General features: G+C 67.6%; 15 protein-coding genes. 12 read left to right on the forward strand and 3 right to left on the reverse strand.

From position 1 onward, the window contains the following. Positions 1-376: 376 nt before the first annotated feature. The 3 genes from purB (at position 377) to grxD (ending at position 2516) form a co-directional block, all read left to right on the forward strand. Positions 377-1672: an adenylosuccinate lyase gene (gene purB, locus AL072_RS01025; protein ID WP_045581880.1), complete on the forward strand. Its 1296-nt coding sequence runs from the start codon at positions 377-379 to the stop codon at positions 1670-1672. A 147-nt stretch (positions 1673-1819) separates the two neighbouring features. Beyond that, positions 1820-2059 carry a BolA family protein gene (locus tag AL072_RS01030; RefSeq protein ID WP_045581879.1) on the forward strand — a complete coding sequence of 80 codons (240 nt, stop codon included), beginning with the start codon at positions 1820-1822 and terminating at the stop codon, positions 2057-2059. A 115-nt stretch (positions 2060-2174) separates the two neighbouring features. Then, positions 2175-2516 carry a Grx4 family monothiol glutaredoxin gene (grxD, locus tag AL072_RS01035; protein WP_045581878.1) on the forward strand — a complete coding sequence of 114 codons (342 nt, stop codon included), beginning with the start codon at positions 2175-2177 and terminating at the stop codon, positions 2514-2516. Positions 2517-2624: 108 nt separating this feature from the next. On the opposite strand, the gene AL072_RS01040 is transcribed toward grxD, so the two are convergent. Beyond that, a complete protein-coding gene (locus AL072_RS01040) occupies positions 2625-2957 on the reverse strand; it encodes an NHLP leader peptide family RiPP precursor (RefSeq protein WP_045581877.1) in 333 nt (110 codons plus the stop codon). A 168-nt stretch (positions 2958-3125) separates the two neighbouring features. Here AL072_RS01040 and AL072_RS01045 point away from each other — a divergent pair, with 168 nt between their 5' ends. Both AL072_RS01045 and rarD read left to right on the forward strand, forming a co-directional pair. Next, complete coding sequence (locus tag AL072_RS01045; RefSeq protein ID WP_045581876.1) at positions 3126-4067, forward strand: GNAT family N-acetyltransferase; 942 nt, start codon at positions 3126-3128, stop codon at positions 4065-4067. A 101-nt stretch (positions 4068-4168) separates the two neighbouring features. Then, entirely contained in the window at positions 4169-5089 is a 921-nt protein-coding gene (gene rarD / locus AL072_RS01050; protein WP_052709982.1) for an EamA family transporter RarD, read from the forward strand. On the opposite strand, the gene AL072_RS01055 is transcribed toward rarD, so the two are convergent. Continuing rightward, positions 5090-5719, reverse strand: coding sequence for a TetR/AcrR family transcriptional regulator (locus AL072_RS01055; protein WP_045581875.1), 630 nt, complete (start codon positions 5717-5719; stop codon positions 5090-5092). It abuts the gene before it with no gap. A 206-nt stretch (positions 5720-5925) separates the two neighbouring features. Between AL072_RS01055 and AL072_RS01060 the strand changes: the two genes are divergently transcribed. After that, on the forward strand, positions 5926-7041 hold the full coding sequence (locus AL072_RS01060; protein WP_045581874.1) for an alkene reductase: 1116 nt from the start codon (positions 5926-5928) through the stop codon (positions 7039-7041). Positions 7042-7164: 123 nt separating this feature from the next. On the opposite strand, the gene AL072_RS01065 is transcribed toward AL072_RS01060, so the two are convergent. Continuing rightward, positions 7165-7680 carry a hypothetical protein gene (locus tag AL072_RS01065; protein WP_045581873.1) on the reverse strand — a complete coding sequence of 172 codons (516 nt, stop codon included), beginning with the start codon at positions 7678-7680 and terminating at the stop codon, positions 7165-7167. Between the two features lie 303 nt (positions 7681-7983). On the opposite strand from AL072_RS01065, the gene AL072_RS01070 reads away from it, so the two are divergent. From AL072_RS01070 to nifW, 6 genes are all read left to right on the forward strand, one after another. Beyond that, positions 7984-8391: a HesB/IscA family protein gene (locus AL072_RS01070; protein WP_045581872.1), complete on the forward strand. Its 408-nt coding sequence runs from the start codon at positions 7984-7986 to the stop codon at positions 8389-8391. Between the two features lie 96 nt (positions 8392-8487). Then, complete coding sequence (nifU, locus tag AL072_RS01075) at positions 8488-9411, forward strand: Fe-S cluster assembly protein NifU (protein WP_045581871.1); 924 nt, start codon at positions 8488-8490, stop codon at positions 9409-9411. 14 nt (positions 9412-9425) lie between these two features. Beyond that, a complete protein-coding gene (gene nifS, locus AL072_RS01080; RefSeq protein ID WP_144428100.1) occupies positions 9426-10631 on the forward strand; it encodes a cysteine desulfurase NifS in 1206 nt (401 codons plus the stop codon). Between the two features lie 268 nt (positions 10632-10899). Continuing rightward, positions 10900-12039, forward strand: a complete 1140-nt coding sequence (gene nifV / locus AL072_RS01085) for a homocitrate synthase (protein ID WP_045581870.1) — start codon at positions 10900-10902, stop codon at positions 12037-12039. A gap of 46 nt (positions 12040-12085) precedes the next feature. Next, entirely contained in the window at positions 12086-12973 is an 888-nt protein-coding gene (cysE, locus tag AL072_RS01090) for a serine O-acetyltransferase (protein ID WP_425388563.1), read from the forward strand. Positions 12974-12986: 13 nt separating this feature from the next. Continuing rightward, positions 12987-13322: a nitrogenase-stabilizing/protective protein NifW gene (nifW, locus tag AL072_RS01095; RefSeq protein ID WP_045581869.1), complete on the forward strand. Its 336-nt coding sequence runs from the start codon at positions 12987-12989 to the stop codon at positions 13320-13322. The last annotated feature ends 63 nt before the right edge of the window (positions 13323-13385 follow it).

The raw sequence follows: 13385 nt of genomic DNA on the forward strand, positions 1-13385 counted from the left end.
CAAGTGTTGCTTAATACTCGCGTGGATTCAACCGCAAGCGAATGGAACACACCAAGGCGCGACTCTTTGACTGTTTTCCTCGCCCGCTGATGGATTGATGACGCGCCAAACATCAACGGCAGGGAAAAAGAACCGTAAATCCTGCCATGGCCGGCCACCGACGCCCGGCATTCCCCCTAGGCGTGGATTCCCTTAGGCCGGCAACGGTTCGGCCATGAAGATTAACAAGGGCGCACCGCCACTCCTGCCGCGCCGGGGAGCCGGCCGTCATCGCGAGGCTTTAAAACGCGCGCCACCGCCGCTATGGTCGCGCGCGCGTGCTATGAGACCCGCAGCCGTCCCTCGAACAAGCGCCCGCATCCTCCGGAGAGTGCCGATGATCCCCCGCTACACCCGCCCCGAAATGGCCCGCATCTGGGAGCCGGAAAACCGCTTCCGCATCTGGTTCGAGATCGAGGCGCACGCCTGCGACGCGCAGGCCGAGCTGGGCGTGATCCCGAAGGAGGCCGCCAAGGCCGTGTGGGAGCGCGGCAAGTGGGAGATCGACCGCATCGACGAGATCGAGCGCGAAACCCGCCATGACGTCATCGCCTTCCTGACCAACCTCGCCGAATATGTCGGCCCCGAGGCCCGCTTCGTCCACCAGGGCATGACCTCGTCGGACGTGCTGGACACCTGCCTGTCGGTGCAGATGACCCAGGCCGCCGACCTGCTGCTCGCCGACATGGACGCTCTGCTCGCCGCGCTGAAGCGCCGGGCGTACGAGCACAAGGACACCGTCACCATCGGCCGCAGCCACGGGATCCACGCCGAGCCGACCACCTTCGGCCTGAAGCTGGCAGGCCATTACGCCGCCTTCGTCCGCGGGCGCGAGCGTCTGGTGCAGGCACGCCGGGACATCGCCACCTGCGCCATCTCCGGCGCGGTCGGCACCTTCGCCAACATCGACCCGCGGGTGGAGGAGCATGTCGCCGCCAAGCTGGGGCTGGCGGTGGAGCCGGTGTCGACCCAGGTCATCCCGCGCGACCGCCACGCCTTCTTCTTCTCCGTGCTGGGCGTGATCGCGTCGAGCATCGAGAATCTGGCCACGGAAATCCGCCATCTCCAGCGCACCGAGGTGCGCGAGGCGGAGGAGTATTTCCACCCCGGCCAGAAGGGTTCGTCGGCGATGCCGCACAAGCGCAACCCGGTGCTGTCGGAGAACCTGACCGGCCTTGCCCGCATCGTGCGCGCCGCCGTGGTCCCGGCGCTGGAGAACGTCGCGCTGTGGCACGAGCGCGACATCTCCCACAGCTCGGTCGAGCGCATGATCGGCCCCGACGCCACCGTCACGCTGGACTTCGCGCTGGCGCGGCTGACCGGCATGATGGAAAAGCTGGTGGTCTATCCCGAGCGCATGCAGAAGAACCTGGACGATCTGGGCGGGCTGGTGTTCTCGCAGCGCGTCCTGCTGGCGCTGACCCAGGCCGGCATGAGCCGCGAGGACAGCTACAAGGCGGTGCAGCGCAACGCCATGCACGTGTGGGAGAAGGGCGGCAACTACCTCGACATGCTCTCGAACGACCCGGACATCGCCAAGCATATCGGCCGCGACCGGCTGGAGCCGATGTTCGACATGACCTACCACACCAAGCATGTCGACACCGTGTTCAAGCGCGTGTTCGGCGAGTGACATCCTGATCCTGCCGGGCCGTCACGGCGTCTTCCGCAGATCGGCAAATCTTCGCGGGTGGATGACAAACGGCCCGGCCGCACCTACTCTATCTCGAGAAGCATGTGCCCGGGCGGGGCAATCCTGAACAGAGCGAGGACTGGACCCATGGCGATGGAAGCCGCCACGATCGAAAAGCTCATCAAGGAGGGCATCCCGGACGCGGTCGTCGAGATCGCGGATCTGCGAGGCGACGGCGACCATTATGCCGCGCTCGTCACCTCAACCGCCTTCAAGGGCAAGAGCCGGGTGCAGCAGCACCAGATGGTCTACGCCGCCCTTCAGGGCAAGATGGGCGGCGAACTGCACGCCCTGGCGCTGACCACCGCGGTGCCGGAAGGCGCCTGAGAACAGCAGTGCCGGAAGGCGCCTGAGCACAAGGCGCGTCACCACACGTCGAAAGACATCCCAAAAGGACCGGGCTCCGGCTCCGCCGGGCCCCATAGGAAGGATCATCCAAGTCATGGTCGATCAGAACGTCGTCGAGCGCATCGAACAGGACCTCAAGGGCAACGATGTCGTGCTCTACATGAAGGGAACCCCGGTGTTCCCGCAGTGCGGCTTTTCTGCCGCGGTCGTCCAGGTGCTGAGCCATGTCGGCGTCAAGTTCAAGGGCGTCAACATCCTGGAGGAGCCGGGCCTGCGCCAGGGCCTGAAGGAATATTCGAACTGGCCGACCTTCCCGCAGCTCTACGTCAAGGGCGAGCTGGTCGGCGGCTGCGACATCGTCCGCGAGATGTACGAGAGCGGCGAGCTGCAGAGCCTGATGGCCGACAAGGGCGTCGCCACCGGCGCTGCCGCCTGACGTCGTGCTACGGTCCGGTGCCGGCCGGTCCGGTGCCGGAATGAAAAAAGCCCCGCTCCGGCGGGGCTTTTTGTTTGGGCGCGCTTTTATCCGTGTGCGCGGCGCGCCTTACTTCTTCTGCTTCGGTGGCGCGTCGTTGGGGCCGTACAGGATGAAGGCCGAGAAGCTGGTTCCGCCCGACGCGAGATCCAGCAGATCGTCCGGCAGCTCGCTCTGGTCGGCGGCGGGCAGGACCAGGGTCATCTCGCCCGGTTGCTCCTCGACCACCTTCAGAACGATGCCGGGAATCGGATCGGTGCCGAACAGCGTCCTCAAGGCCGCGTGCGGGTCCTTCACCAGCAGGGCACGAAATGCCGCGTCCGACTGCGCACGGTCCACCAGGGCCGCTTCGGCCTGACGGCGGAGTTGCAGGAGCGGATCGACACCGGCTTGCGAAGTCATAGGACACCTTCTTGCAATTGTTTAAAATTTGAAACCGTGTCGATCTGCCATACGGCAAGCATAGACATGGCCATAAGCCCGCTATATACCGGCAATCATCGACCCGACAAGTAGAAATGGTATTTCCATACCGCCCTTGATCGCGACGCCGATGCGGGAAAACGATCGATGTCTCCTCACCCCGAAGTCATCCGGCCCGTCGCCATTTGCGAGGCGGAGGCGCTGGCCCCGCTGACCTGGCCCTCCTATCGCTCACTGATGTCGCTGGCCGACCATGGGGAGCGGCGGCTGTGCCGGCCTTGCGCGGTGGCGGCCTGGGACGGCGACCGGCCGGCGGGCCTGGCCCTGAGCGGTGTCGCGCCCGGCTGGCCGCTGGATGACGGGAGACAGGCCCTGCTGTCGCTGATGGTGGCCCGCAGCCACCGCAGGCGAGGCCTCGCCCTGCGGCTGCTGACGGCCCTGGAAGACCATCTGCCTGCGCTGGGCGTGCGGCGGCTGACCGTCGACTATTCCGACCGGCTGCCGGGGGCCGCCGCCTTCGCCGCGACGTTGCGTGCCGCAGGCTGGCCGGAGCCGGAGCCGGCACGCCTGCGCATCTGCGGCGCGGTCCGCGATACGGTGGCGGTGTTCCGCGACCGCGATTTGCTGATGGCGCGGATGCGGGCGGAGGGGTTCCGGCTGTGGTCCTGGCGGGAACGCGGAATCGGATGCGAGGCGCTGGCGCAGACGCTGATCGAGCGCGGCGAGGCGCCCGCCTGGGCACAGCCCAGGCACTGGCGCAACGCGCTCGACCCCGACCTGTCGCTGGTGATCGGCGATGCGGCCGACGAAATCGTCGGCTGGGCGCTGTGCGTCCACCAGCCGGCGGCGGCGCGCTGGTTCTTCCCGGTCGGCTGGGTGCGGCCACCTTACGACCGGCGCGGCTGGCTGATGGGCGCCTATGCCGAAGGAGCCGAACGGGTGGCGGCACGGCATGGCGGCGACGCGGTGGCGGTGATCGAAACCGCCAGCGGCCAGCCCGGCATGTGGCGCCTGTTCGAACGGCGGTTCGAACCGCACGCCCACTGGACCGACCGGATGATGGCGAGCGAGCGGCTGCTCAACCCCTAGCATGTCCGGGCGGCATGCCGCTCCAGCATGCCGCGCACGCAGTTCGGCCATGCCCGGCGCCCGGCTGCCGCGCTGCTCGAATTATATGCTAAACGGACGGCATGGCTCAGACCACGACCGCCGCCAAGGCTCCGACCTCCACGACCTCGGCGTTCGCCGCGGCGCTGTCCTCGTACCTGATCTGGGGGCTGGTCAACCCCGTCTTCTTCAAATCGCTGGGCGATGTCGGCGCGGTGGAAATCGTCGCCCACCGCGTGGTGTGGACGGTGGTGCTGGTCGGCATCGCCGTGCTGGCCACCCGCGGCCCGGCGGCCATCGTCAATGCGGTCGGCAGTTGGCGCCGGCTGGGCGTGTTCCTGGTCACCACCCTGCTGGTGACCACCAACTGGACGGTCTTCATCTGGGCGGTGGTGAACAGCCGGCTGGTCGAGGCCAGCCTGGGCTATTTCATCAACCCGCTGGTCAATGTGCTGCTAGGCGTGCTGTTCCTGAACGAACGGCTGAGCCGCGGCCAGATGCTCGCCGTGGCGATCGCCAGTGCCGGCGTCGGCAGCCTGGTCGTCAGCTATGGCGCGGTGCCCTGGGTTGCGCTGTCGCTGGCCCTGTCCTTCGGCTTCTATGCGCTGGTGCGCAAGAAGGCGGCGGTGGACCCGGTGATCGGCCTGCTGGTGGAAACCGCGCTGCTGCTGCCGGCGGCGCTGGGCTACCTGCTATGGCTGGGCGGCGGCGGCGCATTCGGCCATGCCTGGGGCGAGAGCATCCTGCTGGTCCTGGCCGGGCCGATGACGGCGATACCGCTGGTGCTGTTCATGATCGGCGCGTCGCGCCTGACGCTGACCACCATGGGCCTGCTGCAATATGTCGGGCCGATCGGGCAATTGCTGCTGGGCGTACTGGTCTATGGCGAGGCCTTCACCAGCAGCCATGCCACGGCCTTCGCCTGCATCTGGCTGGCGCTCGCGGTCTTCACCGCCGATGCGGTCCACAGCCACCGGGCACGGGCGGCGGCAACGGCGAAGTAGTTATGTCCGCGGCGTCAGGCCGTGGGCGATGGTGTGGGCCAGCGTCCCGACCATGGCGCAGATGCCTGCGTCCTCGCGGCCGAACACCACCTGATCGAGGAAGCCCAGCCCGAAGCTGAGCGTCGCGATGCCGGCCGCCACATTGGCGAGGTCGGCGTCGGCAGCGATGGCGCCGCGGTCGCGATGGCCTTCCAGCCGCTTCAGCAGGCAGGGAATGCGGCTCTGCGACAGGGTGCGCGCCATCTCGTCGGCGATGGCCGGATCGACCAGCGCACGCGCAAGCACCACGCGGGTGAAGTCGCGGCATTTCCAGCTGTGCTTCAACTGGGCGTGCAGGAAGCGGGCGAGGTCGGTTTCCAGATCCTCATGCAGGGGCGGCAGGTCGCAGCCGCCCGCTTCCTCGCGCCAGTAGCGCTCCACCACCGCCAGCAGCAGTCCACTCTTGCCGGAGAAATAGCGCTGGATCAGCTGTTCGTTGACCCCGGCCCGGCCGGCGATCTCGCGCGTCGTCGCCGCGTCGAAGCCGCGTTCGGCGAACACCGCCTTGGCGGCGTCGAGCAGCGCGCCTTCGGTCGCGGCACGGTCACGCTTGCGCCCGCCGCCCTCGCAACCGCCCTCGGCACCGTCCATGCCTGGGCAACAGCCGTCCGTTTCCTTGTTCGCGTCCAAACCACGACCCTCTCAGCCCGACCCCCGCAGGGGCGCAGCCGGAAAAGCGGCGCCCCCTTCGGCTCGATAATAAGTATGCAGGTACATACTTGACAAGCGGCGCGCTGCGGTTCAAGTATGTACTCACATACATACAAGCCGATTGCCCAACAGGGGGTATTCCCGCCATGCCGCAAAGCACCGACACGCCGGATCTGTTCACGCCGCTGCGCCTCGGCGCCATCGAGCTGCCGAACCGCGTCATCATGGCGCCGATGACGCGCAGCCGCGCCGGTGCAGGCAACTGCCCGACCGAACTCACCGCCGACTATTATGCGCAGCGCGCATCGGCCGGCCTGATCATCACCGAAGCGACGCAGGTCTGCGACACCGCCCAGGGCTATCCCAACACGCCGGGCATCCATACCGACGCCCAGACCCATGCCTGGCGCGCGGTGGCCGAAGCGGTGCATACGGCCGGCGGCCGCATCGTGACGCAGTTGTGGCATGTCGGGCGCATCTCCCACCCGCTGTTCCAGCCGAACGGCGCGGCCCCGCTCGCCCCGTCGGCCATCGCCGCCAAGGGCCAGCTCTACACCGGCGCCGGCATGGAGCCGTTCCCGATGCCCCGCGCGCTGGAGACCGACGAGATCCCGGCGCTGGTCCGCCATTTCGCCGATGCGGCCAAGCGCGCCGTCTTCGACGCCGGCCTGGACGGCGTGGAAATCCATGCGGCCAACGGCTATCTGATCGATCAGTTCCTGCGCGACCGCACCAACATCCGCAGCGACCGTTACGGCGGCAGCGTGGAGAACCGGTGCCGCTTCCTGCTGGAAATCCTGGAGGCCACCGCCCATGCCGTCGGCGCCGACCGCATCGGCGTCCGCCTGTCGCCGACCGGCGTGTTCAACGACATGGGGGACAGCGATCCGCTGCCGCATTTCCTGTCGATCACTCAGGCGCTGAACCCGTTCAGCCTCGCCTATCTGCATGTGATCGAAGGGCGCCCCGGCCACCATATGGCCCCGCCGGAGGGCGCGCCCCATGTCGCCGCGGCGCTGCGCGCGGCCTTCAAGGGTCCGTTCATCCTCAATGGCGGCTACAGCCGGACCGACGCCGACGCGACGCTGGCGAAGGGGGAGGCCGACGCGGTCAGCTTCGGCGAGCCCTTCATCTCCAACCCGGACCTGCCGCTGCGCTTCCGCACCGACGCGCCGTTGGCCGAGGCGGACCGCAACTCCTACTACGGCGGCACCGCCAAGGGTTACACCGACTATCCGGCGCTGGAGTCGGTCGCAGCCTGACGCGCCGCACGCTCCTCGCCGCATCTCCTCGACGTGAGTGCGCGTCGTGACCGCGTCGTGAGACGCATATTCCCCCTGCCCCCGGCCCGGGTCCACCCGGCCGGGGGATTTTTTTGACGTGCGCTACGCCGGTCCCGCCCCGGCCTCGCCGTCCAGCCCGCGGGCCAGCGCGGCGATGGTGCCGTAGCCGACCTGGTCCACCGGATCGATCTCAGCCATCTTGGCGAGGATGGCCAGCGCCTTGTCGCGGTTGTGGCGGCGCAGTTCGATGAAGGCCAGCGCCTTCATGGTGAACAGGAAGAAGCGCGCCGGCCCGGCCGCCGACCAGTCGGTGGTCCCCACGGTCAGTTGCGACCAGTCGGCGGGGAAGCCGCCCTGCTGGGCCGCCGAGTCCAGCCCGATGCGGGCCACCCGCTCGGCCTCGGCCAGCTTCTTGCGGTTGAAGTAGAATTTGTAGAGCGCATAGAAGACCGGCAGCACGCGCGGTCCCTGGCGGTGGGCCTCCCACAACAGCGCCTCGCAGGCCTCCGGCACATCCCGCGCCTTCACCGCCTCCTGCAGCAACTCGTCGATGTGTTCGGGCACGTCGCCGAAGGCCATGCGGCCGTTCGACATCCTGAGCTCGATCGGCTGGTCCATCTCCCCTCACCCTTCCGCTGTCTCGTTCAACCATCCGACGCACCGACGACGGAAGATGGCAGGCGCGCGGAGAGAGGGAAAGACCACAATCTTTTTGTGCGGCAAAGTGTCGCTGCTGTCGCAAAGGCGACACGCGCCAAACCCGACAAATTCATACGTCTACGAAACTTTGTCGGAATCGCGCCAGCTCCCTTGGATATGACAATCGTTTAAAATCAATATCTTGATCCGTTGGCACACCCTTTGCTTTTCTCCTCGTCAGATCGGCCGGCACTCCGGCAACGCGTTTTGAGGAGGCGGGACATGGTGACGCTGACGGATGCGGCTGTTTCCACCCTGGAACAGGTCCTGGCGAAGTCGGGAGGCGCGGCCGCCGGCTTGCGCATCGCGGTGACCGACGGCGGCTGCGCCGGCCTGAAATACCAGATGGGGCTGGAGGCGGCGGCCACCGACGAGGACGCGGTGTTCAGCTTCGGCCCGGTCACCATCTTCGTCGACGCCAACAGCCAGCCCTTCCTGGACGGCGTGGTGGTCGATTTCGTCGAGGGGATCGAGGGGTCGGGCTTCAAGTTCGACAACCCGAACGCCACCAGCAGCTGCGGCTGCGGCAAGTCCTTTTCCGCCAATGGAGCAGGGGCCGGCGAGAGCGGCGGCTCCTGCTCGACCACCTCGTCGGGCTGCGGCTCGTCGGCGCCCTATTCGACACACTGACCGGCGCACTGATCACCGGCAACGGACGTCTTCCCGGATTTCTTCCCCCCGGATTTCTTCCCCAAGGCGCGCACCCCACGGAAAGGCAGCAGCGACATGTGGAACTACACCGACAAGGTCAAGGAACACTTCTTCAACCCGAAGAACTCCGGTGTCCTGGATACCGCCAACGCGGTTGGCGAGGTCGGCTCCATCACCTGCGGCGACGCTCTGCGTCTGATGCTGAAGGTCGATCCCGACACCCAGATCATCGAGGACGCGAAATTCCAGACCTTCGGCTGCGGTTCGGCCATCGCGTCGTCGTCGGCGCTGACCGAGATGATCATCGGCAAGACGGTGGACGAGGCGCTGGTCCTGACCAACCGCGACATCGCCGAGTATCTGGGCGGCCTGCCGCCGGAGAAGATGCACTGCTCGGTCATGGGTGCCGAGGCGCTGCGCGCCGCCATCGCCAACTACAAGGGCGAGGCGTGGGAAGACGACCATGAGGAAGGCGAGCTGGTCTGCAAGTGCTTCGGCATCGACGCCGCCATGATCGAGCGCGCGGTGACCGTCAACGGTCTGACCACGCTGGAGGAGGTCACCCACTACACCAAGGCGGGCGGCTCCTGCCAGACCTGCCACGAGAAGATCGAGGAGGTGCTGGAGGAGGTGATGGCCAAGACCGGCGCCCTGAAGCCCGCCAGGAAACACACCCCGGGCACCGTCGGGCTGGACGCCATCAAGCCGCTGGAGCCGAAGGCCGAGCCGGCAGCGGCGCCCAAGCTGACCAACGTCCAGCGCATGCAGGTCATCATGGGCGCGATCGAGGAGATGCGGCCGCAGATCCAGCGCGACGGCGGCGACGTGGAACTGGTCGACATCGACGGCAAGGACATCTACGTCCGCCTGACCGGCGCCTGTTCCGGCTGTTCGCAGTCGGCCGGCACGATGATGGGCGTGCAGATGAAGCTGGTGGAGAAGCTGGGCGAGTTCGTGCGCGTCAAGCCGGCCTCCCTCCTGCCCGCCCACGCCGGTTGAAAGGAAGCCTGACCATGAGCCAGGGCATCTATCTCGACAACAACGCCACCACCCGCGTCGACCCGGAAATCCTCCAGGAGATGCTGCCGCTCTTCACCGAGCATTTCGGCAACCCGTCGTCGATGCACGGCTTCGGCGCCGCGGTGGGCGGCAAGATCGAATGGGCGCGCAAGCAGGTCCAGGCGGTGCTGGGCGCGGCCCACGACAGCGAGATCGTCTTCACCTCCGGCGGGACGGAAAGCGACAACACCGCCATCCTGTCGGCGCTGGAGGCCTACCCGAAGAAGCGCGAGATCGTCACCAGCGTGGTCGAGCATCCCGGCGTGCTGTCGCTGTGCGAGTATCTGGAGAAGAAGCGCGGCTACAAGGTCCACCGCATCCCGGTCGACGGCAAGGGCGACCTCGACATGGAGGCCTACCGCACGGCCCTGTCCGATCAGGTCGCCATCGTCTCGATCATGTGGGCCAACAACGAGACCGGGACGATCTTCCCGGTCGAGGAACTGGCGCGCATGGCCAAGGAGGTCGGCGCAATCTTCCACACCGACGCGGTCCAGTCGGTCGGCAAGATCCCGATGAAGCTGGCCGACAGCGCCATCGACATGCTGTCGCTGTCCGGCCACAAGCTGCACGCCCCCAAGGGCATCGGCGCGCTCTACGTCAAGCGCGGCCTGCGCTTCCGCCCGATGCTGCGCGGCGGCCACCAGGAGCGCTCGCGCCGCGCCGGCACCGAGAACGCGCCGGGCATCGTCGGGCTGGGCGCCGCCGCCCAACTGGCGCTGGTCCATATGGGCGACGAGAACACGCGGGTGAAGGCTCTGCGCGACAAGCTGGAAAAGGCGATCCTGGCGGCGGTCCCAAGCTGCTTCGTCACCGGCAACCCGGACCACCGCCTGCCCAACACCTGCAACATCGCCTTCGAGTACATCGAGGGCGAAGCGATCCTGCTGCTGCTGAACGAGGCCGGCATCGCCGCGTCGTCCGGCTCGGCCTGCACCTCGGGCTCGCTGGAACCCAGCCACGTCATGCGCGCGATGGGCGTGCCCTACACCGCGGCCCATGGGGCGACCCGCTTCTCCCTGTCTCGCGAGACGACGGAAGAGGAGATCGACCGGGTCATCGCCGTGGTGCCGGGCATCATCGCCAAGCTGCGCAGCCTGTCACCCTACTGGCAGCAGGAAGCGGGCAAGCCGAAGGAATTCGCACCCGTCTATTCGTAACACCGGAATCGCAGGCCGGGTCGGGGGCCCGTCCCGGCACCCCGCCCGACGACACCCCGTCGGGGCAGGTTCCCGGCCCGGTCTGCGACACTTCTCGAAGGGAGGAGGTTCTTTGCCCCCTCCCTAACCCTCCCCCGCTTCGCGGGAGAGGGGACTGCCGCCGCTCCTTTGCAAATTCTCCGCAAAGCTCCTACCCCCTCTCCCGCAAAGCGGGGGAGGGATGGGGAGGGGGCATCCACGGCGACAACTTTCCCAGGAAGGTGCCCCCATGCCCACCACCTTTGCCACCATCAACGACACCACGCTGCGCGACGGCGAGCAGACGGCCGGCGTCGCCTTCACACTGGACGAGAAGATCGCCATTGCCCGCGCCCTCGACGCCGCCGGCGTGCCGGAGCAGGAGATCGGCATCCCTGCCATGGGCGAGGAGGAGCGCGAGGGCATCCGTGCCGTCGCCTCGCTGGGATTGAAGGGCCGGCTGATGGTGTGGTGCCGCATGCACGACGCCGACCTGAAGGCGGCACTGTCCTGCAATGTCGGCTTCGTCAACCTGTCGATGCCGGTGTCCGACATCCACATCACGAAGAAGCTGAAGCGCAGCCGCGCCTGGGCGCTGGCGGAGATCGAGCGCAAGGTTCGCCAAGCCCGCGACCATGGGTTGGAGGTCAGCGTCGGCGGCGAGGATTCCTCCCGCGCCGACATGGATTTCCTGATCGCCGCCGCCACCGTCGCCCAGGCCGCCGGCGCCCGCCGCTTCCGCTTCGCCGACACGCTGGGCGTGCTCGACCCGTTCCAGACGCGCGCCTGCATCGAACGGCTGCGCCGGGCCACCGACCTGGAGATCGAGATCCACGCCCATGATGATCTCGGCCTCGCCAACGCCAATTCGCTGGCCGCGGTGCTCGGCGGCGCCACCCATGTCAACACCACGGTGAACGGCTTGGGCGAACGCGCCGGCAACGCGCCGCTGGAGGAGGTGGTGGTGTCGCTGAAGCACCTCTACCACATCGACACCGGCATCGAGACGCGGTCGCTCGGCACCATCTCCGATCTGGTGGAGCGGGCGTCCAACCGGCCGGTGGCGGTCAACAAGTCGATCGTCGGCGACGCCGTCTTCACGCATGAGGCCGGCATCCATGTCGACGGGCTGCTGCGCGACCGCGCGACCTACCAGAATTTCGATCCGGCCGAGGTCGGGCGCGAGCACCGCATCGTGCTGGGCAAGCATTCCGGCACCGCGGCGGTAAAGCTCGCCTATGACCGGCTCGGCATCGCCTGCGACGACGTCGCGGCGCAGCTGGTGCTGCCGCAGGTCCGGGCGCTCGCCACCCGCGCCAAGCGGCCGCCGACGCCGGACGAGCTGCGTGCCTTCCTGGAGGCCGCGACTCCGGTGCCGGTCACGGCATGAACACATCGACCCGCATACCGGCAACCCGCATCGGGAGGACTGAGGCATGTCAGCCATCGACGCCGATCCGGCCACTGGGCCGGCCACGGGTCCGGCGGGACGGGACGCGATGACCGCCCCCGGGATCGCCGCCCTGCTGCGCGAGGACGTCGCCTGCGTATTCGACCGCGATCCGGCGGCGCGCAACCTCTTCGACGTGCTGACCTGCTATCCCGGCATCCATGCGCTGGTGATGTACCGTTTCGCCAATGCCGCCTGGCGGCGGGGGCTGCGCTGGCCCGCCCGCTTCCTCTCCTATCTGGCACGGGCGCTGACCAACATCGACATCCATCCCGGCGCCACCATCGGCCGCCGCTTCTTCATCGACCATGGCGCCGGCGTGGTGGTCGGCGAGACGGCGGAGGTCGGCGACGACGTCACGCTCTATCATGGGGTGACGCTGGGCGGCACGTCCTGGAACAAGGGCAAGCGCCATCCGACGCTGATGGACGGCGTGCTGGTCGGGGCCGGCGCCAAGATCCTGGGGCCGATCACGGTCGGCGCCAACGCGCGGGTCGGCGCCAATTCCGTGGTGACCAAGCCGGTGCCGGCCGGCATGACCGTGGTCGGCATTCCCGGCCGGGTGGTCCGGCCAGAAACCCAGCGCCAGCTGTCCGACCACGGCATCGACCTGGAACACCACCTGATGCCCGACCCGGTCGGCCGGGCGATCGCCTGCCTGATCGACCACATCAACCGCATCGAAGCCCGGCTGGAAGCCCATGCCGCCGCCGAGACCGCAACGGGATTGTCACGGATCGGTGATACGAATGTCCGCCTTTCGGAAATTCGGCTGAGCGATATACGTTTGGACGGTGTCGCCTGCAGTTCCTGCGGCAACATCTGCGACCAGGAGGGGTGCAGCCCCTCCCCTTCCACCCAGCAGAACGCGTGAGGAGCCTTCGACGATGAGCGAGTTCACCGACGACCTCGACGATCTGGAAACCGCGGAAGACTTCCTGCGCTATTTCCACGTCACCTACGACCAGCGCGTGGTGAATGTGAACCGGCTGCACATCCTGCAGCGGTTCCACGACTACCTGTCGGCCGATGGCGGCATGGAAGGCCTGGACGACGACGGCATGTCGTCCCGCTACCGCGTCCATCTGGAGCGCGCCTACCTGGACTTCGTCGTTTCCAACGCCATCGCCGAGAAGACCTTCAAGGTCCACAAGGAGGAGGCGCGCAAGATGGCCGACCGCTTCGTGCCGCTGGACAGCCTGCTGGGTTCACCGGTCGGCTGAGCCGCCGGCGCCGATCCTCACCGATTTGCCGTCAGCGAGGGGGGGCGCCGGGCGCCCCCCTTT

The sequence above is a fragment of the Azospirillum thiophilum genome, assembly GCF_001305595.1.
GTDB lineage: Bacteria > Pseudomonadota > Alphaproteobacteria > Azospirillales > Azospirillaceae > Azospirillum > Azospirillum thiophilum.